Origin of the sequence: Microbacterium fluvii (genome assembly GCF_025515205.1) — a bacterium.
Classification (GTDB): Bacteria; Actinomycetota; Actinomycetes; order Actinomycetales; family Microbacteriaceae; genus Microbacterium; species Microbacterium fluvii.
The window spans coordinates 1,550,759-1,573,584 of sequence record NZ_JAOPFX010000001.1; the positions used below are offsets into that span (position 1 = coordinate 1,550,759).

Annotated in this window: 17 protein-coding genes and 1 pseudogene; 9 read left to right on the forward strand and 9 right to left on the reverse strand. The window is 70.6% G+C overall.

From position 1 onward, the window contains the following. Positions 1 to 20 precede the first annotated feature (20 nt). Positions 21 to 557 carry a MarR family winged helix-turn-helix transcriptional regulator gene (locus OAW74_RS07215; RefSeq protein ID WP_262873621.1) on the forward strand — a complete coding sequence of 179 codons (537 nt, stop codon included), beginning with the start codon at positions 21 to 23 and terminating at the stop codon, positions 555 to 557. Positions 558 to 563: 6 nt separating this feature from the next. Here OAW74_RS07215 and OAW74_RS07220 read toward each other — a convergent pair whose 3' ends face one another. From OAW74_RS07220 to rsmA, 6 genes and pseudogenes are all read right to left on the reverse strand, one after another. Continuing rightward, complete coding sequence (locus tag OAW74_RS07220) at positions 564 to 2,369, reverse strand: ABC-F family ATP-binding cassette domain-containing protein (RefSeq protein WP_262873622.1); 1,806 nt, start codon at positions 2,367 to 2,369, stop codon at positions 564 to 566. 38 nt (positions 2,370 to 2,407) lie between these two features. Beyond that, positions 2,408 to 3,133, reverse strand: coding sequence for a sterol carrier protein domain-containing protein (locus tag OAW74_RS07225; protein ID WP_262873950.1), 726 nt, complete (start codon positions 3,131 to 3,133; stop codon positions 2,408 to 2,410). Between the two features lie 172 nt (positions 3,134 to 3,305). Beyond that, positions 3,306 to 3,746 (reverse strand): annotated as a pseudogene (locus OAW74_RS07230) (GNAT family N-acetyltransferase); the annotation flags it as partial. 12 nt (positions 3,747 to 3,758) lie between these two features. Then, positions 3,759 to 4,688 (reverse strand): 4-(cytidine 5'-diphospho)-2-C-methyl-D-erythritol kinase, encoded by a 930-nt coding sequence (locus tag OAW74_RS07235; RefSeq protein ID WP_378733550.1) that lies wholly within the window; start codon positions 4,686 to 4,688, stop codon positions 3,759 to 3,761. Then, positions 4,685 to 5,755: an aldo/keto reductase gene (locus tag OAW74_RS07240; RefSeq protein WP_316250208.1), complete on the reverse strand. Its 1,071-nt coding sequence runs from the start codon at positions 5,753 to 5,755 to the stop codon at positions 4,685 to 4,687. The genes OAW74_RS07235 and OAW74_RS07240 overlap by 4 nt, the downstream gene beginning before the upstream one ends. Continuing rightward, positions 5,752 to 6,609 carry a 16S rRNA (adenine(1518)-N(6)/adenine(1519)-N(6))-dimethyltransferase RsmA gene (rsmA, locus tag OAW74_RS07245; protein ID WP_262873624.1) on the reverse strand — a complete coding sequence of 286 codons (858 nt, stop codon included), beginning with the start codon at positions 6,607 to 6,609 and terminating at the stop codon, positions 5,752 to 5,754. Before rsmA ends, OAW74_RS07240 begins: the two co-directional genes overlap by 4 nt. 254 nt (positions 6,610 to 6,863) lie before the next feature. Between rsmA and OAW74_RS07250 the strand changes: the two genes are divergently transcribed. The 5 genes from OAW74_RS07250 to OAW74_RS07270 are packed head-to-tail and all read left to right on the forward strand — an operon-like array spanning position 6,864 to position 13,928. Then, on the forward strand, positions 6,864 to 8,552 hold the full coding sequence (locus OAW74_RS07250; protein ID WP_262873625.1) for a glycosyltransferase family 2 protein: 1,689 nt from the start codon (positions 6,864 to 6,866) through the stop codon (positions 8,550 to 8,552). Further along, on the forward strand, positions 8,549 to 9,280 hold the full coding sequence (locus OAW74_RS07255) for an HlyD family secretion protein (protein ID WP_262873626.1): 732 nt from the start codon (positions 8,549 to 8,551) through the stop codon (positions 9,278 to 9,280). Before OAW74_RS07250 ends, OAW74_RS07255 begins: the two co-directional genes overlap by 4 nt. Next, positions 9,277 to 11,256 carry a glycosyl hydrolase gene (locus OAW74_RS07260; RefSeq protein WP_262873627.1) on the forward strand — a complete coding sequence of 660 codons (1,980 nt, stop codon included), beginning with the start codon at positions 9,277 to 9,279 and terminating at the stop codon, positions 11,254 to 11,256. Before OAW74_RS07255 ends, OAW74_RS07260 begins: the two co-directional genes overlap by 4 nt. Before the next feature lie 9 nt (positions 11,257 to 11,265). Further along, positions 11,266 to 12,702 (forward strand): sugar porter family MFS transporter, encoded by a 1,437-nt coding sequence (locus OAW74_RS07265; protein WP_262873628.1) that lies wholly within the window; start codon positions 11,266 to 11,268, stop codon positions 12,700 to 12,702. Continuing rightward, entirely contained in the window at positions 12,699 to 13,928 is a 1,230-nt protein-coding gene (locus OAW74_RS07270; protein WP_262873629.1) for an MFS transporter, read from the forward strand. Before OAW74_RS07265 ends, OAW74_RS07270 begins: the two co-directional genes overlap by 4 nt. Before the next feature lie 19 nt (positions 13,929 to 13,947). On the opposite strand, the gene OAW74_RS07275 is transcribed toward OAW74_RS07270, so the two are convergent. The 3 genes from OAW74_RS07275 to OAW74_RS07285 form a co-directional block, all read right to left on the reverse strand. After that, positions 13,948 to 14,847, reverse strand: a complete 900-nt coding sequence (locus OAW74_RS07275; protein WP_262873630.1) for a TatD family hydrolase — start codon at positions 14,845 to 14,847, stop codon at positions 13,948 to 13,950. Continuing rightward, the gene (gene metG / locus OAW74_RS07280; protein ID WP_262873631.1) at positions 14,844 to 16,421 is read right to left on the reverse strand and encodes a methionine--tRNA ligase; all 1,578 of its coding nucleotides are present in this window, start codon (positions 16,419 to 16,421) and stop codon (positions 14,844 to 14,846) included. Before metG ends, OAW74_RS07275 begins: the two co-directional genes overlap by 4 nt. Positions 16,422 to 16,485: 64 nt before the next feature. Beyond that, complete coding sequence (locus OAW74_RS07285; RefSeq protein ID WP_262873632.1) at positions 16,486 to 17,511, reverse strand: LacI family DNA-binding transcriptional regulator; 1,026 nt, start codon at positions 17,509 to 17,511, stop codon at positions 16,486 to 16,488. A 188-nt stretch (positions 17,512 to 17,699) separates the two neighbouring features. Here OAW74_RS07285 and OAW74_RS07290 point away from each other — a divergent pair, with 188 nt between their 5' ends. The 3 genes from OAW74_RS07290 to OAW74_RS07300 all read left to right on the forward strand — a co-directional run bounded on the left by OAW74_RS07290 (position 17,700) and on the right by OAW74_RS07300 (position 22,826). Next, entirely contained in the window at positions 17,700 to 19,724 is a 2,025-nt protein-coding gene (locus OAW74_RS07290; RefSeq protein ID WP_262873633.1) for a beta-galactosidase, read from the forward strand. A 152-nt stretch (positions 19,725 to 19,876) separates the two neighbouring features. Further along, positions 19,877 to 21,118: a sugar ABC transporter substrate-binding protein gene (locus tag OAW74_RS07295; protein ID WP_262873634.1), complete on the forward strand. Its 1,242-nt coding sequence runs from the start codon at positions 19,877 to 19,879 to the stop codon at positions 21,116 to 21,118. A 79-nt stretch (positions 21,119 to 21,197) separates the two neighbouring features. Next, positions 21,198 to 22,826, forward strand: coding sequence for an ABC transporter permease subunit (locus tag OAW74_RS07300; protein WP_262873635.1), 1,629 nt, complete (start codon positions 21,198 to 21,200; stop codon positions 22,824 to 22,826).

A 22,826-nucleotide genomic window follows, 5' to 3' on the forward strand; every position in this document is an offset into this window, starting at 1 on the left:
CGCGATCATCGGGGCGGCCGATGCGCGCCGGAGAGATCGCCCACGGCGATAATGGGCACGTGCCGCACCATTCCGACGAGGTCGACCGCATCGTCGAGGCCTGGCTCGCCCAGCGACCCGACCTCGACTTCTCTCCGCTGGAGGTGCTCTCACGCGTCGACCGGCTCTCGCGCCACCTCGACCGCGCGCGCAGGGAGGCGTTCCGCCGCAGCGAGCTCGAACCGTGGGAGTGGGACGTGCTGTCCGCGCTCCGCCGGGCCGGGGAGCCCTACCGCCTGAGCCCGAAGCAGCTGCTGCAGCAGACCCTCGTCTCCAGCGGCACGATGACCAATCGGATCGACCGCCTGGTCGGGCGCAGGCTCGTGCGCCGCGAAGCCGACCCCGACGACGGGCGCAGCATCCTGGTGATCCTCAGCGAAGACGGGCGGGTGCGCGTCGATGCCGCCATCACGCGTCTCGTCGACGCCGAGGCGGCGCTGCTGGGGTCGCTGTCCAAGAGCGACCGCGAGCGGCTGGCCGCGCTGCTGCGCAAGCTGAGCCTCAGCTTCGGGGTGTGACGGACCTCAGTCGAGCTGCTCGGTGATCTCGAACCACCGCGTCTCGGCCTCGTCGCGCTCGGTCTCCAGCGCCCCGATGCGCTGCATCTCGGCGCCGAGGCCCACATAGTCGGACTGGTCGTGATCGGCCAGCGCCGCGCGGGCCGTCGAGATCTGCGCCTCGAGCTTCTGCATGCGCCGCTCGAGGGCTGCGAGCTCCTTCTGCGCGGCGCGCAGCTCGGCGCCGGAGAGACCGGTCGAGACCGGGGCGGATGCCGTCGGCGCTGCCGCGTGGGCCTCGTCGAGGGCGCGCAGCCGCAGGTATTCGTCGACGCCGCCCGGAAGGTGCCGCAAGCGCCCGTGCAGGATGGCGAACTGCTGGTCGGTGACCCGCTCGAGGAAGTAGCGGTCGTGCGAGACGACCAGAAGGGTGCCGGGCCACGTGTCGAGCAGGTCTTCGAGGGCCGCGAGCATGTCGGTGTCGAGGTCGTTGGTGGGCTCGTCGAGGATCAGCACGTTGGGCTGGTCGAGCAGGATCAGCAGCAGCTGCAGTCGCCGCTTCTGCCCTCCGGAGAGGTCTTTCACGGGTGTGGACAGCTGCGCGCTGGAAAAGCCCATGCGCTCCAGGAGCTGCCCCGGGGTCAGCTCGGTCGCCTTCGATCCGGTGCCGAACGAATAGGTCGTGCGCAGTCGCCCGATCACCACCCGCACCGGGTCGTCGAGATGCGCGTCGAGCTCGTCCATCCGCTGAGTGAGGGTCGCGACCTTGACGGTCTTGCCCCGCTTGACCCGCCCGCTCGTGGGCTCGACGGTGCCGGCGATGAGCCCGAGGAGCGTCGACTTGCCGGCGCCGTTGACGCCCAGCACGCCCGTGCGCTCGCCAGGGGCGATGCGCCATTCGACGTCGCGCAGCACCTCACGCGCGGGGTCGGCCCCGACCGGAGGGTAGGTGACGCCCGCGTCGAGCAGGTCGACGACGTCTTTGCCCAGCCGCGAGACGGCCAGCGACTGCAGCTCGGTCTTGTCGCGGATCTCGGGCACGTCGGCGATGAGGGCGTTGGCCGCATCGATGCGGAACTTGGGCTTGGAGGTGCGGGCCGGAGCGCCGCGGCGCAGCCACGCGAGCTCTTTGCGGGCGAGGTTCTGCCGACGCGCCTCGATCGAGGCCGCCTGCCGGTCGCGTTCGACCCGCTGCAGGATGTAGGCCGCATAGCCGCCGTCGAACGGCTCGACGATGCGGTCGTGCACCTCCCACGTGCGTGTGCACACCTCGTCGAGGAACCAGCGGTCGTGCGTGACGACAAGAAGGCCGGCCGCGTTCGCGGCCCAGCGCGTCTTCAGGTGGGCCGCGAGCCACGCGATGGCCTCGACGTCGAGGTGGTTGGTCGGCTCGTCGAGCATGATGACGTCGTCGTCGCGCACCAGGAGCGCCGCCAGTGCCACCCGTCGGCGCTGCCCGCCCGAGAGCGTGTCGACCTGGGCGTCCCACGGGATGCCGCCGAGCAGCCCCGCGATCACGTCGCGCACGCGAGCGGAGCCCGCCCACTCGTGCTCCGGGGTGTCGCCGACGACCGCCTCGCCCACGCTCCGGCCGCTCTCGAGGGTGTCGGCCTGGTCGAGCACGCCGACCCGCACGCCTCCTCGGACCGTGACGCGCCCCGCGTCGGGCTCGAGCCGCCCGGCGAGCATCGCCATCAGGCTCGACTTGCCGTCGCCGTTGCGGCCCACGATGCCGATGCGGTCGCCCTCGTCGACGCCCAGCGAGACGGAGTCGAAGACGATGCGGGTGGGGAACTCGAGATGCAGGGCTTCGGCCCCGAGAAGATGCGCCATGTCCCTACCAGGGTAGGCGCTCGGCCGCCGCGGCCCGCTCAGTACCAGTAGCTCAGCCGAGGGGCGCGGTGCCACGAGAAGGCGGATGCCGTCGCCTCGACATCGTCAGAGCGCAGCCGCCCCGCCGCCGCCAGGGCGATCGCCGACACTCCGCCGAGATACAGCGCCGACAGCTCGGCGGTGCCCAGGCTCACCCCGACCGCGTCCGTCGGCGCGTCGCCGGTGAGCGGATCGACGGATGCGGCGCCCTCGGCGTCGATGCGCAGCAGGAATCTGCCCCCGCCGATCCCCAGCGGGTCGTGCACGTCGAGGGCGAAGACCCCCGGCCGCGCGTAGCGGCGCGCGGTGAGCGCCGCGGGCACATCGAGGATCCGCACGTAGTGGTGGTCGGTGACCGTCACCGTCGCCGCCCGCTGGTCGGCGATCATCCACAGGAGCGCCTCGTCGACGGCGAGCTCTCCTGCACGCACCTCGGCGACGAGGTCGAGCTGCAGCAGGAACCGCCACAGCGCCGCGGAGGCGTCGTCCGTCTCGGCCATGAGCGCCGCGACCTCCACCGTCCACTTCGTGAAGTCGTCGTGGTTCTCGCTCAGCGTGTACAGGGCGACGCCGCGCACCGCGCCCTCGGCATCGGTGTACTGCACGGCGCGGAGCTTGCCCGCCTCTTCGGCATCCGGCCGCGTCCGTGCGAATCCGTCCCAGTGGCCGGGGGGGAACCGACAGCTCGCCGGGGCGCGAGGGGCGCAGCCGCTCGTGCACCGCAGGGGCGACCTCGCGCCAGCGCTCGCGCGAGATGAAGTCCACCCGCCCTGCCGGCTCCGGCCCGACCCATCCGGCTCGGCGAGCCTCGATGCGCCAGCTCGCCCCGGCCGCCGCCGGTGCGAAGCCGTAGCGGCCGTAGAGGGTCGACTCGCTCACGGTGAGGGTCGCGATCGGCACGCCCACCGCCGCGGCGTGACGCAGCTCGCCCTCCATCATGGCGCGGGCGATGCCGCGGCGGTGGTGGGTGGGGGCCACGGTGACCGAGCTGACGGCGCACGCGGGCACGATCGCACCGCCGGGGACCGTGAGCTCGGCCACCCACGACGCGAACGTGCCGACGGGCGTCTCGGGTTCGGGCGCCGTCGTGTCGAACACGCCGATCAGCCGGCGGTAGCCGAGCCGCTCGTGCGCGGCGTCGCGCTGCACCTGAGTGCGCTCGCCGCCGAGAAAGCCCCTCGTCATCGCCTCGAGCCACCGGTCGAAGGCCGCGCGGTCGTCGTGGGGCACGGTGCTCAGGTCGAGCCCGCGCTCCGCGAGCGCCGTGCGGGCGGCGGCATCGGCGGGCGCGCGCAGATGCGCGGCGACGACGGTCTCCGAGTCTTCATCGTGCGACATGATCTTCTCCGTTCAGCCGGCCATGACGCGCGCGCCGGCCACCGGACCGTGCACGTGCAGCGAGCGGTATCCGGTCGCCGTCAGCGTCACCTGAAGTTCCAGGGCAGACTCGGCGTCGGCGGTCAGCAGCGCGAGGGTCGGCCCCGACCCCGAGACGATGCCCGCCAGCGCGCCCGAGCTCTCCGCCGCCTCGAGCGGCTCGCGCAGATCGGGGCGCAGCGACAGCGCCGCGGCCTGCAGGTCGTTGCGCACGTACTCGGCCAGCGCGACCGGATCCCCCGCGCGCAGCGCGTGCAGCACTCCGGCGTCGACGGTGGGCACCTCGGGGGCGGGGCCGATGTCGGTGCGGGCGCGCAGGTCGTCGAGGTGCCGGTAGACCTCGGGCGTCGAGAGTCCGTGCTCGCTCGTCACGATGACCCAGTCGAAGCGCCCCTTCGCGAGGGCAGGGCTGAGCTGGTCGCCGCGGCCGGTGCCGACGGCCGTGCCGCCCATGAGCGCGAACGGCACATCGGCGCCCAGTCGCGCCGCCAGCCGATGCAGCCCCTGCGTGCCGAGGTCGCCGCCCCACAGCGCATCGCACGCCACGAGGGCGGCAGCAGCATCCGCCGAGCCTCCGCCCATGCCGCCGGCGACCGGCACGTGCTTGACGATCTCGAGGTGCACGCCGCCGTCGTGGCCGAGCTCCCTGGCGACCAGACGCGCCGCGCGCAGGGCCAGATTGCGGTCGTCCTGCGGCACGCCGGCGGTGTCGACGGACCCCGAGACCGACACCGTGAAATCGTCGCCCGGCTGCGCCCAGACGTCTTCGTAGAGCGAGACGGCCTGATAGGCCGACGCGACGTCGTGGTAGCCGTCGCTGTGCACCCCGCCGACCTCGAAGAACACGTTGAGCTTTCCCGGGGCGCGAACGTGCACGCGAGGAGGCGTGGCGGGAAGCGTCACCGGGTCGTCGATTCGGCCCACAGGTCGACGTCGAGGTCCACGCCGTCTGCGAGCGCGTCGATCTGCTCGAGCTCTTCGGTGGTCAGCGCGGGGCCGTCGAGAGCCGCGAGGTTCTCGTCGAGCTGATCGGGCCGCGAGGCGCCGATGAGCGCGGAGGCCACCACGCCGTCGCGCAGCACCCACTGCAGCGCGAGCTGGGCGAGGGTCTGACCGCGCTCCTTGGCGATGACGTCGAGCCCGCGCAGCGTCGCCAGGCCCTTCTCGGAGACGCGACGCTGCGGCAGCGACGCGCGCTGCTGCGCACGCTGCGCCGTACCGTCGCCGAGGTACTTCTCGGTCAGCAGGCCCTGCGCCAGCGGGGTGAAGGCGATGGCCCCCATCCCCTCCTGCCGCAGCACACCGGTGAGACCGTCTTCGACCCAGCGGTTGAGGATCGAGTACGAGGGCTGGTGGATCACCAGCGGGGTGCCGAGGTCGCGTGCGACGGCCGCCGCGACGGCGGTGCGCTCGGCGCTGTACGACGAGATGCCGACGTACAGGGCCTTGCCCTGGCGCACGAGGGTGTCCAGGGCCCCCACGGTCTCTTCGATCGGGGTGTCGGGGTCGACGCGGTGCGAATAGAAGATGTCGACGTAGTCGACGCTCATGCGCTTCAGCGACTGCTCGCAGCTGGCGATGAGGTACTTGCGCGAGCCGTTGTTGCCGTAGGGACCGTGCCACATGTCGTAGCCGGCCTTCGACGAGATGATGAGCTCGTCACGGCACGGCGCGAAGTCCTCGCGCATCATCCGGCCGAAGTTGGTCTCGGCCGACCCGTACGGCGGGCCGTAGTTGTTGGCCAGGTCGAAGTGGGTGATGCCGCGGTCGAAGGCGTGGCGCAGCAGTGCACGCTGGCTGTCGAACGGGATGTTGTCGCCGAAGTTCCACCACAGGCCGAGCGAGATGGGAGGCAGCAGCAGCCCGGAGGCGCCGACGCGGCGATAGGTGGCCTGATCGTAGCGATCGGATGCGGCGGCGTAGGGCCGGAGGAGGTCTCCCCCGCGGGACAGGTACGGCGAATCGGTCACGTTCCGAGCGTATCGGCCGCGCGCGCGATGCGCTGGAAGTCGGAGACGTCGAGCTCTTCGCCGCGTGCCGTGGGGGCCACCCCTGCCGCCTCGAGCACGGCGGACGCCGTCGCCGCCGAGCCGCCGAGCAGGCCGGAGAGCCCTTGGCGCAGCATCTTGCGCCGCTGCTGGAAGGCGGCGTCCACGACGCGGAAGGTGCGGCGCCGCTCGTCGTCGTCGCCGCGGGCCACGGCATCCCGTTCGAAGGCGACCAGGACGCTGTCGACGTTGGGCACCGGCCAGAACACCTGCCGCGAGACGGTTCCGGCCAGTCGCCATGGCCCGTACCACGCGGCCTTGACGCTGGGCGCGCCGTAGATCTTCGACCCGGGGGCGGCGGCGAGGCGCTCGCCGACCTCGGCCTGCACCATCACGACCCCGCGCTGGAGCGACCCGAACGTCTCGAGGAAGTGCAGCAGCACCGGCACGCTCACGTTGTAGGGCAGGTTCGCCACGAGCACGGTCGGGTCGCCCGGCAGCTCGGCGACCCGCAGCGCGTCGGCGTCGACGACCGTGAGGGCGCCCCCGGCGACCCCGTGGGCAGCGGCGGTCGACGGCAGCCGTTCGGCGAGGCGGTGGTCGATCTCGACGGCGGTCACCGCAGCGCCCGTCTCGAGGATCGCGAGGGTCAGCGAGCCCAGGCCGGGCCCCACCTCGACGACCCGCTCGCCGGCCTGCACGCCGGCCACGTGCACGATCTTGCGCACCGTATTGGCGTCGACGACGAAGTTCTGCCCGAGCCTCTTGGTGGGGGTGACGTCGAGTTCAGCGGCGAGCGCGCGGATCTCGGCGGCGCCGAGCAGGGAGACGGGCATGGCCTCCACAGTACCCACCGGGCTGCGCGCGATCGTCCAGCCAATCGTCACGCAGCGTTCACACGCGCGGAACACCGCGGATGCGCCGCGGCGCGCATGCTGGTCTCGGGAAGGGCGGCGGGTCGGTCGTCGCCTTCGCACACAGGTGTCGCACTCACCTGTGCGGCGCTGATCATCTGATCCGGGGGGACAGGATGACGATCCCAGCAGAGGCTCGAACCCATCTGACGAGATTCGATCGCAACGGGCGCACCGTGCGTGTGAGCGAGACCTCGGCCCTGTTCGTGCTCGTCTCGGTGCTCGCGACGCTCGGGGTCGTCGCCTACGCGCTGTTCCTGCTCGACCCGAGCCACCGCGGCGACCTGCTCCCCTACGGCCTGGTGATCGTCGCCGAATCGGTGCTCGTCGTGCAGGCGCTGCTGTCGATGTGGACGATCCTCTCGTCGGGATACGAGCCGCGCGACTTCCCCTATCACGAGGCCAGGCGCACGCTGATGCCCGCCGCCGATCTCGGCGACGACACGATGCGACTGGGCGCGGACGATCTGCTCGTCGACGTGTTCGTCACGGTGTACGGCGAAGACATCGACACGGTGCGCCGCACCGTCGCGGCGGCCGTCGCGATGCGCGGCGCGCACCGCACGTGGGTGCTCGACGACGGCCGATCGGATGCGGTGAGGGCGGCAGCCGAGCAGCTCGGCGCCTGGTACATCCGCAGGCTCAGCCCCAACGGGGCCAAGGCCGGCAACATCAACCACGCGCTGTCGGTGGCCAAGGGCGAGTACTTCGCCGTGTTCGACGCCGATTTCGTGCCCGATCCGGAGTTCCTCGTCGAGACCGTGCCGTTCTTCATCGACGGCAACGTCGCGTTCGTGCAGACGCCGCAGGCCTACGGCAACCTGCACACCGTCATCGCCAGGGGCGCGGCGTTCATGCAGACGGTATTCTACCGCTTCGTGCAGCGCGGCCGCAATCGGTTCAATGCGGCCTTCTGCGTGGGCACCAACGTGATCTTCCGCCGGGCCGCGATCGACGAGATCGGCGGCATGCACACCGACTCGAAGTCGGAAGACGTGTGGACGGCGCTCACCCTGCACGAGCACGGCTGGCGCTCGGTCTACATCGCCGACATCCTCGCCGTCGGCGAGGCCCCCGAGACGATCGAGGCCTACAGCAAGCAGCAGCTGAGGTGGGCGACCGGCGGCTTCGAGATCCTGCTCACCCACAACCCGCTGAGCCCCCGGCGGCGCCTGACCGGCGATCAGCGCGTGCAGTACTTCGTCACCGCGACCTTCTACCTCACCGGCATCTGCCCGCTCCTGCTGCTGCTCGTGCCCCCGCTGGAGATCTACTTCGACCTGCGCCCGATGAACCTCACGATCACCCCGGTGACGTGGCTGCTGTACTACGCGGGGTTCTATGTCCTGCAGATTGTGCTCGCCTGGTTCGTCGTGGGCTCGTTCCGCTGGGAGACGCTGACGCTTGCCACCGTGTCGTTCCCGATCTACGCGAAGGCGCTGTGGAACGTCGTGTGCGGACGAGACGTCGGCTGGCACGTCACCGGGTCTGGGTCGACCCGATCGCCGTTCGAGTTCATCGTGCCGCAGGTGCTGTTCTTCGTCTTCCTCGCACTCACCTCCGTCGTCGCGATCTGGCGCGACGTGCAGAACGGCACACTGACCCTCGCCACCGCGTGGAACGTGACCAACACCGCGATCCTGGGAGCCTTCGTCGCGACCGCCCTGCGCGAGGGGCGGGCGGTGCGGAGGGCGGCGGCGCCGCCGGCCGCCGCCGCGCCGCCCGCGCCTACGACGATCGTCGCGCGCCCCCTGCCGCGCATTCCGGCGCCGGTCCCGGCGCTCACCGCGACGCGCCTGATCGACGACGCTCCGCGCTCCCGCGCCGCCGCCCGAGCGGTCGCCGCCGGTGGAGGTGCGCGATGACGTGGGCCGGCCGCATCCGCCTCGCCGTGGGGCTTCTCGTCGTGTTCGCCGTCGTCGGCGCGTGCACGCTCGTGTTCACCCAGCGCCAGACCAGGGCCGACAGCGTGAGTGCCGCCATGACCGCCGATGCGTTCTCGCTGGGCAGCGTCTATGCGGGCACGGTCGTCGATCAGAACGTCTCGGCGGGCGACACCGTGGCGCAGGGCGACACGCTGTTCACGGTGCGCAGCCCGCAGCTCGCCCGTGATCTCGAACAGAAGGCGATCACCGCCGACGACCTCGGCGTGCCGGTCGACGACGACGGCACCTACGAGGTCGTCGCGAGCGTCGACGGCGTCGTCGCCGAGGTGCTGGCGCCCGCCGGCGACTTCGTGCAGGCCGGAGAGCTGCTGGCGACGATCGACCAGGCCGGTTCTCTGGCCGTGGCGGCGCAGTTCCAGCTGACCGCCCGCGACTACGGCAGGGTCGAGGCCGGCAGCACGGTGGAGCTGCTGCTGCCGGACAACCGGCGCATCTCGGGCCGCGTCGCCGAGATCGACGTCGAGACCGACAGCGGCTCGGCCCGCTCCACGATCGTCGTGGAGAGCCCGGCGCTGGCCGCGCACGCGATCGGCGGCCTCTATCAGCCGGGCACCCCGGTGACAGCGACGCTGCAGCTGCGCGACGACGGCCCCCTGGCGGGCATCACCGACGCGTTCGGCGACTTCGTGCGGAAGATCGGCCTATGAGGCGGGCCCTGCGCGCGGCCGGCGCGGCCGGCGCGATCGCGGTGGCGCTCGTGGCGACGGCGTGCGCCCCGATGCGCGACGCGGGGCCGGCGGCCGGCCCCACGACCGTCGCCTCGCTGCCTGTGCAGCGCGTCGCCGACACGGGGACCGTGCGCGTCGCCGACGGCCTCGCTCCGCCGACCAGCCGGTGGTTCTCGGGTCTCGCCTTCGGCGAGGCGCCGCAGCCGGTCTACCCGTACCCGATCGCGTTCGCCGTCACCGGCGGCGGGTTCGCGATCGACCTGCCCGCCGTCACCGCGACCGCCGACACGATCGCGGCGGGCTTCGCCGGTGGCCTCGAGGTCGACCTGGGCGCGAGCGGATTCGAGATCGTCCGCTACGACCCGGTCTCGGTGACGCTGCGCCTGTGGGACGCCGCCGGCGACCTCGGCGACCTCACGATCGCCGAAGGCTCCCCCGTCGTGGCGTTCACGGCCTCCCGTGCGCTCACCCTCCGCGTGGGGGCGGAACTCTCCCCCGTCGCGGGAGGCTGGACGGCGACCGCCGACGACACCGTCTTCGCCCTCTCGGCCCCCGGCGCCGCCGTCAGCGGGACGAGCGTCGGGATGGATGCCGGTGGCACGGCCCAGTTCGTCGCGCCCGCTCCGGGGGCCGATCCCGCAGAGTGGCTCGCGGCGCTCGCCGCACCTGTCGCCGCCGTCGATGTCACATGGTCGACGGGCCCCACCGAAGTCCGCACACGCCTGACCTACCAGGGCACCTCGTCGACCGTGCTGGTGTCCTTTCCCGGCCACGACGACGCCGGCGGGCCCGACTGCGGCCTCGGCACGTACGACACCGCCTACGGCCGGGCCACGGCCTGTGCGGGCACCGAGCTGACCTGGTCGACGGCGGCGCTCACCCCCACCGATTCGTACGACCTCTCCGGACTCCCCACGGCCGATCGCCGTCAGCTGGTCGACCAGGTGGCGGCCGATCTCGACGCCACGGCGCCGGCACCCGGCGACATCTATTACGGCGGCAAGGCGCTCTCGCGACTGGGCGCCCTGCTCTCGATCGCGCGGGGCCTCGGCGACGAGGCGCTCGCCGAACGGACCGCCGACAGACTCGAGACGGAGCTCGACCCGTGGGTCGACGCAGCGGCCTGCTCGGCGGCGAGCGCACGCTGCTTCGTCTACGACGACGCGCTGCACCTGGTCGTCGGGCGCACACCGTCGTTCGGCTCGGAGCAGGGCAACGACCATCACTTCCACTACGGCTACTTCTTCAGCGCGGCCGCGGCCCTCGTGGAGTACCGACCCGACGCGGCAGAGCACCTCGCCCCCGTGATCGATGCGCTCGCCGCCGACGTCGCGACGGGCTCGGTCGATCCCGAGATCCCGGCGCTGCGCGTCTTCGACCCCTACCGCGGACACTCGTGGGCGTCCGGACAGGCGCCCTTCGCCGACGGCAACAATCAGGAGTCCAGCTCCGAGGCGGTCGCCGCGTGGAACGGTCTGGCGCTGTGGGCAACGGCGACCGGCGACGACGATCTCGCGGCGCGGGCGACGTGGATGCTGTCTGTCGAAGCCGCGGCCGCGCTGAGCCTGTGGCTCGCCCCCGCCGAGCTTCCCTCCCCCTACGCCCACCAGATCGTCTCGCTCAGCTGGAGCGCCAAGCGCGACTACGCGACGTGGTTCAGCGCGGAGCCCTCGGCGATCCTCGGCATCCAGCTGCTGCCGCTCGGGCCGATCGCCCTGCAGTACCTGGGCGGCGACTCCGAGCAGGTGGCGCGCGCCGTCGACGAGGCGGGCGGTGCGGCGGCGTTCCCCCGCGCGCTCGGCGACTATGTGCTGATGTATTCGGCGCTCGGCGGTGACGAAGCGGCCGCCGCGGCCGCCGCGGCTCTCGACGCACTGCCCGACACCGCGATCGACGACGGCAACTCGCGGTCGGCGATGCTGGCGTGGCTCGCGGGGGTCAGCAGCCGTCACTAGGGTGACAGGATGAGCGACTCCGGCACGATCCCCTCCGACGCCTTCTCGCTGCGCAGCCCCTACGGCCGCCGTGCGATCGCGCTGTCGATCGCGGCCGCCGTGGGCGGATTCCTCTTCGGCTTCGACTCGTCGGTCATCAACGGCGCCGTCGACTCGATCCAGCAGGATTTCGGCCTCAACGACGTCGTCACGGGGTTCGTCGTCGCCGTCGCGCTGCTGGGCTGCGCCGTCGGCGCCGTGCTCGCCGGCAACCTCAGCGATCGGTGGGGGCGGCTGAAGGTCATGCTGCTGGGCGCCGTGATGTTCTTCGCCAGTTCGATCGGGGCCGCGTTCGCGTTCTCGGTGTGGGACCTCGGGCTCTGGCGCGTGATCGGGGGCCTGGGCATCGGCATCGCCTCGGTCGTGGCGCCCGCCTACATCGCCGAGGTCGCCCCTCGCCAGATCCGCGGCGGGCTCGCCTCGCTGCAGCAGCTGGCGATCACCCTCGGCATCTTCACGGCGCTGCTGAGCGACGCCCTGCTGGCGGGCACTGCGGGCGGCGCCGACGAGGTGCTGTGGTTCGGCATGGAGGCGTGGCGGTGGATGTTCCTCGTCGGCACGATCCCGGCGGCGGTCTACGGCATCCTCTCGTTCACGGTTCCGGAGTCGCCGCGCTTCCTCATCGCGCAGGGGCGGTCGGACCAGGCCCGCGCGATCTTCGAGCGCCTCGTGCCGCCCGCCGATCTCGAGCACACGATGCGCGACCTGCAGACCGCGATCGAGGCCGACCGGCGCAACGCCGGCGTCTCGCTGCGCGGGCCGGTGTTCGGGCTGCAGCGCATCGTCTGGATCGGCATCATCCTGTCGGTGTTCCAGCAGTTCGTCGGCATCAACGTGATCTTCTACTACTCGACGAGCCTGTGGGCCTCGGTCGGGTTCGACGAGAGCGATTCGTTCACGATCAGCGTCGCGACGGCCGTGACGAACGTGCTCGTCACCCTCGTGGCGATCTTCCTCGTCGACCGCATCGGGCGAAAGCCGATCCTGCTCACCGGATCGGTGCTGATGGCGGTGTCGCTCGCGACGATGGCGGTGGCCTTCGTCTTCGCCGAGGGCACGGGAGACGACGTGTCGCTCCCCGGAGCGTGGGGGCCGATCGCCCTCGTCGCCGCGAACGTGTTCGTGGTCGGGTTCGGTGCGTCGTGGGGCCCGCTCGTGTGGGTGCTGCTCGGCGAGATCTTCCCGAGCCGCATCCGCGGAAAGGCGCTGGGCGTGGCGGCGGGCGCCCAGTGGATCGCGAACTTCCTCGTGACGGTCACCTTCCCCGCCATGAGCGGCTGGTCGCTGCCGGCGACCTACGGCATGTACGCGGTGTTCGCGGCTCTCTCGTTCGTCTACGTCGCCTGGCGCATCCCCGAGACCAAGGGCATGGAGCTGGAGCAGACCGAGACGCTGTTCACGAGGTGATCGGGGAGTTCATCGCGCCCCGGCGTCTGGGCCGGGACTTCCGGTGGCTGCTGGCGTCGTCGTGGACGAGCAACCTCGGCGACGGCATCGCTCTGGCGGCCGCTCCGCTGCTGATCGCGTCACTGACCTCGTCGCCGCTGCTGGTGGCGGCGGGCGCCATGATGCAGTACCTGCCCTGGCTGCTGTTCGGCCTGCTCGCGGGGGCCGTCGCCGACCGGCACGACCGGCGCAGGCTCGTGATGCTCGCCAACGGCCTGCGTGCGGTGATCGTGCTCGCGCTGGTCGCCGTGCTGGTGACCGGCCACGCCACCGTGTGGATGGTGCTGGCCACGGCGTTCCTCTACGGCACGGCCGAGGTCTTCGCCGACTCGGCCGGCAGCACGCTGCTGCCGATGCTCGTGGGCCCCGCCGACCTCGGCATCGGGAACGCGCGGATGCAGGCCGGATACCTCGTCGCCAATCAGCTCGCGGGGCCGCCGCTGGGTGCCTTCCTGTTCGCGCTCGGGTCGTTCTGGCCGTTCCTGCTGCAGGTGCTGTGCGTCGCGCTGGCGGTCGTGCTGATCTCTCGGATCGCGCACACTCCCGTCCCCGACCGAGGCGCAGGCACGGCCACGACGCACGCCATCCGCGAAGGCCTGACGTGGCTCAGACACAACGCCCCGGTGCGCACCCTCGTGATCATCATCCTGGTGTTCAACATCACCTGGGCGGCCCCCTGGAGCGTGCTCGTGCTCTATGCCACCGAGCGGCTGGGACTGGGGCCGGTCGGCTACGGCGCCCTGACGACCGCGACCGCCGTGGGCGGAATGATCTCGGTGTTCGCCTTCGGGTGGCTCGAGCGCCACGTGTCGTTCTCGACGCTCATGCGGGTGTGCCTGTCGGCGGAGGTGCTCATGCACCTCGGGTTCGCCCTGACGACCTCGCCGCTCGTGGCGTTCGCGATCATGTTCGGCTTCGGTCTGTATGCGTTCGTCTGGGGCACGATCTCGACGACCGTGCGTCAGCGGCTCGTTCCCCTCGAGCTGCAGGGACGCATCGCGTCGGTGAACATGGTGGGCGTGTTCGGCGGGCTCGTGATCGGGCAGTTCATCGGGGGCCTGCTCGCCCAGAGCTTCGGGCTGACGGCGCCCTGGTGGTTCGCCTTCGCCGGCTCCGCACTCACGCTCGCGATCGTGTGGCGACCGATCACGGCCATCGCCGCCGCCCCGCCGGTGCGGGAGGGGTGAGTCGCCGGCTCAGGCGCCCTCAGTCGTCGAACGAGCCGTAGACGGCGAGCGTGTTGGCCGCCAGCTGCGCGCACAGCTCGTCGATGTCGACGTCGAGTTCGGCCGCCATGAAGCGCACCGTCACCGGCACGAGGTAGGGCGCGTTCGGGCGCCCGCGGTGCGGCGTGGGCGTGAGGAACGGCGCGTCGGTCTCGACGAGGATGCGATCGCGCGGCGTCACGGCGAGGGCATCGCGCAGGTTCTGCGCGTTCTTGAAGGTGATGTTGCCCGCGAACGAGAGGTAGCACCCGCGCCCGGTCGCGATGCGGGCCATCTCGGCGTCGCCCGAGAAGCAGTGGAAGACCGTGCGATCGGGCGCCCCGACGCGTTGGAGGGTCTCGAGAACGGCGTCGTGGGAGTCTCGGTCGTGGATCTGCATCGCGATGTCGTGCTTCTTGGCCAGCGCGATGTGCGCCTCGAAGCTCGCGAACTGCGCCGGCAGTCCCTCATCGCCGGTGCGGAAGAAGTCGAGTCCCGTCTCGCCGATCGCGCGCACGCGCGGCTGTGCCGCCAGCTCGTCGATCACGGCGATCGCCTCGTCGAGCATTCCCTGCTCGGCATAGGCCGGCGCCTCGTTCGGGTGGATCGCCACGGCGGCGAGCACCCGGGGATGGGATGCCGCCGCCCACGCCGACCATCGGCTCGAGTCGATGTCGCCGCCGGCCTGCACGACGCCGGCCACCCCGACCGCGGCGGCGCGGTCGAGCTGCTCGTCGAGCGACAGGCCGCCGGTGCCGGAGCCGGCCGAAGGGCCGTCTTCGATCTCGAGGTGCGCGTGGTTGTCGTACACGGCCACGGCGAGCGGCTCGGGCGCGTCGGGGTAGGTCACATCGCGCGCGCCCTTCTCGCGCTGCCGCACGTATTGGCTCGGATCGGTCATACCGACTGCTCGACGCGGGGGAACAGCGGCGCGAGCCCGTTGACCGACGTGCCGGGGCGCAGCACCCCCCACCGACCCGCCTCGCGCAGCGGCTGATCCTGCAGGCGGCCGATCGCCTCGGCGGCACCCAGGGCGATCCACAGCTTCTCGGTCGAGATCGGCATCACCGGCGACAGCAGCACCGCGAGCGCACGCAGGCCCTCCGCCGCCGTGTACAGCACAGTGCCCAGGCGCGCGCGCTGTGCGTCGTCTTTGGCCAGCGCCCACGGCTCGTTGTCGGTGATGTAGCCGTTGAGCGCATCGACGATCGTCCAGATCGCCGAGATCGCCTCATCGATGCGGAATCGCTCGATGGCGTCGTCGGCGGCGGCAGCCGCATCCGCCACGACCTTCTGGATCTCGAGGTCGCCCTCGAGGTAGTCGGCCGCGGGCGGCAGCACGCCCTCGTAGTAGCGCTCGATCATCGCCGTCGTGCGCGAGGCGAGGTTGCCGAATCCGTTGGCGAGCTCGGCCTGGTAGCGGGCCGAGAGGTCTTCCCACGAGAACGAGCCGTCCTGACCGAAGGCGATGGCAGAGAGGAAGTAGAACCGGTACGCGTCGGAGCCGAACACGTCGGTGATCTCGGTGGGTGCGATGCCGGTGAGCTTCGACTTCGACATCTTCTCACCGCCCACCAGCAGCCAGCCGTGCGCGAAGACGCCGCGGGGCACGTCGAGGCCGGCAGCCATCAGCATCGCCGGCCAGATGACGGCATGGAAGCGCAGGATGTCTTTGCCGACCACGTGATAGGCCGGCCAGCGTCGCGCGAACTCGGCCTGATCCTCGCCGAAGCCGACCGCCGTCGCGTAGTTGAGCAGCGCGTCGACCCACACGTAGATGACGTGCGACGGGTCCCACGGCACCTCGATGCCCCAGTCGAAGGCGCTCCGCGAGATCGAGAGGTCCTTCAGACCCTGCTTGACGAACGAGACGACCTCGTTGCGCGCCGAATCGGGGCGGATGAAGTCGGGCTGGGTCTTGTAGAGCTCGAGCAGGCGATCGCCGAACTCGCTGAGCTTGAAGAAGTAGTTCTTCTCCTGCAGCAGCTCCAGCGGCTTGGAGTGGATCGCGCAGACCTTGAGCCCCTCGAAGGCGCCGGTGCCGTCGACGATCTCGGACTCGGGCTTGAACTCCTCGCACCCCACGCAGTACAGCGCCTCGTACTCGCCGGCGTAGATGTAGCCGCGGTCGTAGATCGCCTGCACGAACTTCTGCACGCGCTCCTCGTGACGCGGCTGGGTCGTGCGGATGAAGTCGTCGTTGGCCACGTCGAGGGTCTGCAGCAGCGGGAACCACGCCTCGGTCACGAGCTTGTCGACCCACTCCTGCGGGGTGACGCCGTTGGCCGCGGCAGCACGCAGCATCTTCTGGCCGTGCTCGTCGGTGCCCGTCAGCATCCAGGTGTCGTCGCCCGACTGGCGGTGCCAGCGCGCGAGGGTGTCGACCGCCACGGTCGTGTAGCCGTGGCCGATGTGGGGCACGTCGCTCGGATAGTAGATGGGCGTCGTGATGTAGAAGGAGCGGCCGGAAGTCACCAGTGAATTCTAGTTCGCGCGGATGCCGCCGCTTCGCGTATGACGTGGCCGGCCAGGCGAGGGCTCAGGCGCTGACGCGTCGAACGAGGGTCGTGGGCAGTACGACGGACTCGCGCGGGTGACCGGCGATCAGGTCGAGCACCATCTCGACCATCATCGTCGAGATCTCCGGCCAGGGCTGTCGCATCGTCGTCAGCGGCGGATCGTGGGTCTCGGCCAGCCCGGAGTCGTCGAAGCCCGCGATGGCGAGGTCTTCCGGCACCCGCCGGCCGAGCTTGCGGGCCGCGGCGGTCGCACCGACGGCCATGATGTCGGACGCGGCGAAGACGGCGTCGATGTCGGGCGCGCGCTCGAGCAGCCGCGTCATGGCGGCAGCGCCAGCTTCGCTGTCATAGCGGTCCTGCTCGACCAGCCCGGGGTCGAACCGGTCGCCCATCACCTCGCGGAATCCGTCGAGCCGGTGGCGACCGCCCGGAGTGTCGTTGGGGCCCGTGATGATGGCGATCCTGCGGTAGTCCTGCTCGAGGAGGTAGCGCGTCATGACGCGCGCAGACTCGACCTCGTCGACCGACACGGTGGGAACGTGGATGCGGTCGCCCAGGGGAACGCCGGTGCACACGGTCGGCACTCCCGCGGCGATGAGCGAGGCCAGCAGCGGGTCGGACTCGTGCGACGAGATCAGCAGCACGCCGTCGACGTGGCCGGCCCGCACGTAGTGCTCGACATTGGCGCGCTCGGCGGGGCTGTCGGCGATGAGCAGCACGAGGGTCATCGACCGCTGGGCGAGCGCTTCGGTGGCCCCCCGGAGCAGGAGCGCGAAGGTGGGGTCGGCGAACAGCAGATGCTGCGGCTCTGTGAGCAGGAACGCGACGGAGTTCGCCCGCCCGGTGGCGAGGCTGCGTGCCGCGTGATTGGCCGTGTACCCCGTGCGACGGATGGCGTCGTCGACGGCCGCCCGCGCGTCGGGCGACACCCAGTGCCCGCCGTTGATGACGCGCGAGACGGTGCCGCGCGAGACGCCCGCCGCCGCCGCGACGTCGCGGATCGTGGGGCGCCGGCGTCCGTCGGCGGACTCCGGCGACTGTTCCATGACTCGTGACTCTACATCGTCGGCGGCGCGAGGGTGGGACCGGTCACAGTTCGATAACGGCATGTGGTCTGACCTTGCAATCCGGAAACACGTACGTAACACTGGGACCGGTCACAGTTGGCGAAGAGAGCCAGGTGACCGTGAGAGTCCGGCGGAGATCCCGCCCCCTGATCCGAAGGAGGGTCTTCATGACCTCGACGCCCGCCTGGCCCGACCTGGGTGGAATCGCCTACGGCGGCGACTACACCCCGGAGCAGTGGCCCCGCGAGACGTGGCTCGAGGACGTGGAGCTCATGAAGCAGGCGGGGGTCAACCTCGTCAGCATCGGCATCTTCTCCTGGGGCCTCCTGGAGGTGCGCGAGGGCGAGTACGACTTCTCCTGGCTCGATGATGTGATCGAGCTGCTGCATGCGAACGACATCCGCGTCGACCTCGGCACTCCCACCGCCTCTCCCCCCGCGTGGTTCTTCGCCCACCATCCCGACGCCCGCGCCGTCACGCGCGACGGCGTCGTGATGGGCTTCGGCGCGCGCGGCATGGCCTCGCACTCCGCCCCCGCGTATCGCGAAGCCTCCGTGCGCATCGCCTCCGAGCTGGCGCAGCGCTACGGCGACCACCCCGCCGTCGTGCTGTGGCACGTGCACAACGAGTTCGGCGTCCCTGTGGGCGAGGACTACTCGGCGCACTCCGTGCGGGAGTGGCGCCTCTGGCTGCAGCAGCGCTACGGCTCGCTCGACGCCCTCAACGCCGCGTGGGGCACCGCCTTCTGGGGTCAGCACTACGGAGAGTGGGATCACGTCGGCGCGCCGGCGGCCGCACCCTCCGTCGTCAACCCCGCCCAGCGTCTCGACTTCGCCCGCTTCACCGACCACCAGCTGCGCCAGTGCTTCATCGCCGAGCGCGACGCGATCCGCGCGCACAGCGACCGGCCGATCACCACGAACTTCATGGCGAACCAGCACAACGGCTGCGACCTGTGGGCGTGGGGCCGCGAGGTCGACATCGTCTCGGACGACCACTACCTGTGGGCGGCCGACGAAGAGGGCGAGATCGGCCTGGCCATCGCCGCCGACCTCACCCGCTCGGTCGGCGGCGGCGCCCCGTGGATCCTCATGGAGCACTCCACGTCGGCCGTCAACTGGCAGCCCCGCAACGTCGCCAAGCGCCCGGGAGAGATGGCCCGCAACTCGCTGTCGCACCTCGGCCGCGGTGCCGACGGCATCCTCTTCTTCCAGTGGCGCGCCTCCCGGTCGGGCGCCGAGAAGTTCCACTCCGCGATGCTGCCGCACGCCGGCACCTCGTCGCGCGTCTTCCGCGAGGTCGTCGACCTCGGTGCCAAGCTCGGCCGGGTCTCCGACATCCGCGGTTCGCGCGTGCACGCCGACGTCGCGATCCTGTGGGACTTCGAGTCGTTCTGGGCGCAGGATCTCGAATGGCGCCCGTCGGAGGACGTCACCCACGATGAGCGCATCCGCGCCTACTACGAGCGGCTCTGGCGCGACGGCATCACGGTCGACTTCGCCCTGCCCGGCCAGGACCTCTCCGGCTACAGACTCGTGGTCGCCCCCGCGCAGTACCTGCTGAGCCGCGCCGACGCCGACAACCTCAACCGCTATGTCGAAGCCGGCGGCACGCTGGTCGTGTCGTTCTTCTCCGGCGTGGTCGACGAGCACGACGCCGTGCACGAGGGCGGGTTCGCCGCCCCGCTCGAGCCCGCGCTCGGCCTCACCGTCGAAGAGCACCTGCCGCTGCGTCAGGGCGATGTCGCCGAGATCTCCTTCGCCGGCGCGACCTACCCCGCCGACGTATGGCAGGAGGACCTCGCGCTCACGACGGCCGAGGTGCGCGGCACCTATCTCGACGGCCCCGCCGCCGGGCGCGCCGCCGTCACCCGCAACGTCCACGGCGCGGGCGCCGGGTGGTACGTGGGCACCCGACCGGATGCGGCGGGCCTGGCCGCAGTGATGACCGCGGTCTACGCCGACGCCGGCGTCGCTCCCGCCGGACTTCCCGAGGGGGTCGAGACCGTGCGTCGCCACGGCGACGACGCCGACTTCCTCGTGGTGATCAATCACGGAACCGAGACGGTTTCGTTGCCTGCTTCGGGCCTGAACCTGCTGACGCAGGAGCAGACCGAGGACAAGCTGGTGCTGCCGGGTGGGGACGTCGCCGTCCTCCGTCAGCCGCACACAGCCGAAGGGGGTGGTCATTGACCGACCACTCTCACGCGGGGAGACTCGCAAATCAGCAGCACTGAGAGAAACACCCGTCACGGCTGACCGGCCGTGACACCCACCATCGGTCGTGACGACGCGACCTCGCACAGAGGCCGCGTCGGATCGTCCACCCTATGGAAGGAAAATCCATGCGCAAGTTGGGTATCGGCATCGCTGCACTCGCAGCGGGCACCCTTCTGCTGGCCGGTTGCTCGGGCAGCAGCACCCCCACCGCCACCGAGTCAGAGGACACGGCGATCGACGCCTCCGGCGTGACGCTGACGATCTGGACCGACGAGAACCGCAAGCCGGCGATCGAAGCGGCCGCGAAGGTCTTCGAAGAGGAGACGGGCGGCAAGATCGAGCTCGTCCAGAAGAACTTCGACGACATCCGCACCGACTTCATCAACCAGGTCCCCACCGGCAACGGCCCCGACCTGACGATCGGCGCGCACGACTGGCTGGGCGCCCTCGTGGCCGCCGGTGTCGTCGACACGATCGACCTCGGCGACAAGGCCAGCTCGTTCGAGCAGGTCGCCCTCGACGCGATGACCTACGACGGCCAGCTCTACGCGCTGCCCTACTCGTTGGAGACCATCGCGCTCATCCAGAACACCGACCTGGTCGGCGAAGACGTTCCCGCCACGTGGGACGACCTCGTCGCGCAGGCGGATGCCGCAGGCGCCGAGCGTCCGATCGCGATCAACACCGCCGGCCAGACCGGTGACGCCTACACGATGTACGGCTTCCAGACGTCGTTCGGCGCCCCGGTGTTCGTGCAGGACTCGTCGGGCTCGTACACCACCGAGGTGGGCATGGGCGGCGAGGCCGGCGAGGCGTTCGCCCAGTGGCTCAGCGACAACGGCAAGAAGGGCACCGGCTACATCTCGACGACTGTCGACTACGACATCAACAACGAGCTGTTCGCCAGCGGCAAGGCCGCCTTCACGGTGCAGGGCCCCTGGGCCGTCGAGGCGCTCACCGCAGACGGCGTCAACATCAAGGTCAGCCCGATCCCCTCGGCCGGCGGCGAGACCGCTTCGCCGTTCGTGGGCGTGCAGGGCTTCTACCTGAGCTCGCAGAGCAAGAACGCTCTGGTCGCCCAGGAGTTCCTCGTGAACTACATCGCCACCGAAGACGCCCAGCAGGCGCTCTACGACGCCGACCCGCGCATCCCCGCGTGGAGCACGGTCGCCGAGAAGGTCTCGTCCGACCCGGTGATCGCCGGCTTCCTCGCCTCGTCGCAGAACGGCGTGCCGATGCCCTCGATCCCCGAGATGGGTTCGGTCTGGGACCTCTGGAACGCCGCTCAGGTGCAGATCATCGACGGCGCTGACCCGGTCAGCACGTGGAACAAGATGATCGACGACCTCAACTCGGCGCTCGGCTGATGACACGCGCGGGGGCAGGGTGCCTCGGCATCCTGCCCCCGCTACATTGAACCCAACTCGTCCCACGAAGGAGACGCCCATGTCGACGCCGAACGGAACGGTCGCCGCACCACCCACGCCCTCCGGCGACGACTCGACACCCCCCGCCGCCCGCGAATCCCACGCGCGCAACTGGAAGGGCATGGGCTGGGCGTTTCTGGTCAAGGTGCTGCTGCTGGCCGTCATCAACGCCTTCGGCATCTTCACGATCATCGCCGGCATCGAAGCCGGCAACTGGATCGTCGTCGGCGCGATGGTGCTCATCGTCGTCGCCGCCGACTGGATCTACTTCTCCAAGCGCCCCATCGCGCTGAAGTACCTCTTCCCCGGACTCGTCTTCCTCTTCGTCTTCCAGGTCTTCATCTTCGGCTACACCGCCTACATCGCCTTCACCAACTACGGCACGGGCCACGTCGGCACGCAGGAGCAGGCCGTGCAGGCCGCCCTCATCCAGGGCGAGCGCCGCGTCGAGGGCTCCCCCACCTATCCGCTCGTCGTCGTCGAGCAGGGCGACACGCTCGGCTTCGCCATCAACGACGAGGGCGAGGTCAAGGTCGGCAGCGAGGAGCAGCCTCTCGAGACCGTCGCCACGACCGGCGACTCCGGCGCCCCCACCGAGGTTCCGGGGTGGACGATCGTCCCCCGCAACCAGCTCATCAGCGACCCCGACATGGCCACCGCCGTGCAGGATCTGCGCGTGCCCGTCTCAGACGACCCGAACGACGGCTCGATCCGCACCCGAGAGGGCAGCACCGGCGCCGTGTACACCTCGACGATGGTGTGGGACGCAGAGGCGCAGACGATCACCGACACGACCAGCGGCACCGTCTACACCGCAGACGATCACGGCAACTTCGTCGCCGAAGACGGCACGACCCTTCCCACCGGCTGGGTCGCCCACGTCGGCTGGGAGAACTTCGCCCGGCTGTTCACCGACCCCGCGATGGTGCAGCCGCTGGCGATGGTCACGGCCTGGACCTTCGCCTTCGCGATCCTCTCGGTGTTCGTGCCGTTCGCGATGGGCCTCGTGATGGCGATCATCTACAACGATCCGCGCGTCCGAGGTCGCAAGATCCTGCGCACCCTGTTCGTGCTGCCCTACGCCTTCCCCGCCTTCATGTCGGCGCTGCTGTTCCGCGGCATGTTCAACGCCGAGTTCGGCATCATCAACGAGCTGTTCTTCGGCGGGGCCAACATCAACTGGCTGGGCGATCCGTGGCTCGCTCGAGGCGCCGTGCTCTTCGTGAACATCTGGCTCACGTATCCGTACTTCTTCCTCGTGTGCACGGGCGCCATCCAGGCCCTCCCCGCCGACGCGCTGGAGGCGGCATCCATCGACGGCGCGAGCAAGTTCCGCCAGATGCGCTCGATCATCCTGCCGCTGGTTCTCGTGTCGACCGCGCCGCTGCTGATCTCGTCGTTCGCGTTCGCGTTCAACAACTTCACGATCATCTACATGTTCAACAACGGCGGGCCCGCGATACCAGGGGCGCCATATGCCCTGGGTGCGACCGACATCCTGATCTCGGCCATCTACGACATCTCCGGCGTCTCGGGAGGCGCCGCCGACTACGGCCTGGCGAGCGCCCTGTCGATCCTGGTGTTCATCGTCGTCGGAATCATCGCCGCGCTCGCCTTCCGCCAGACCAAGAAGCTCGAGGAGTTCTAG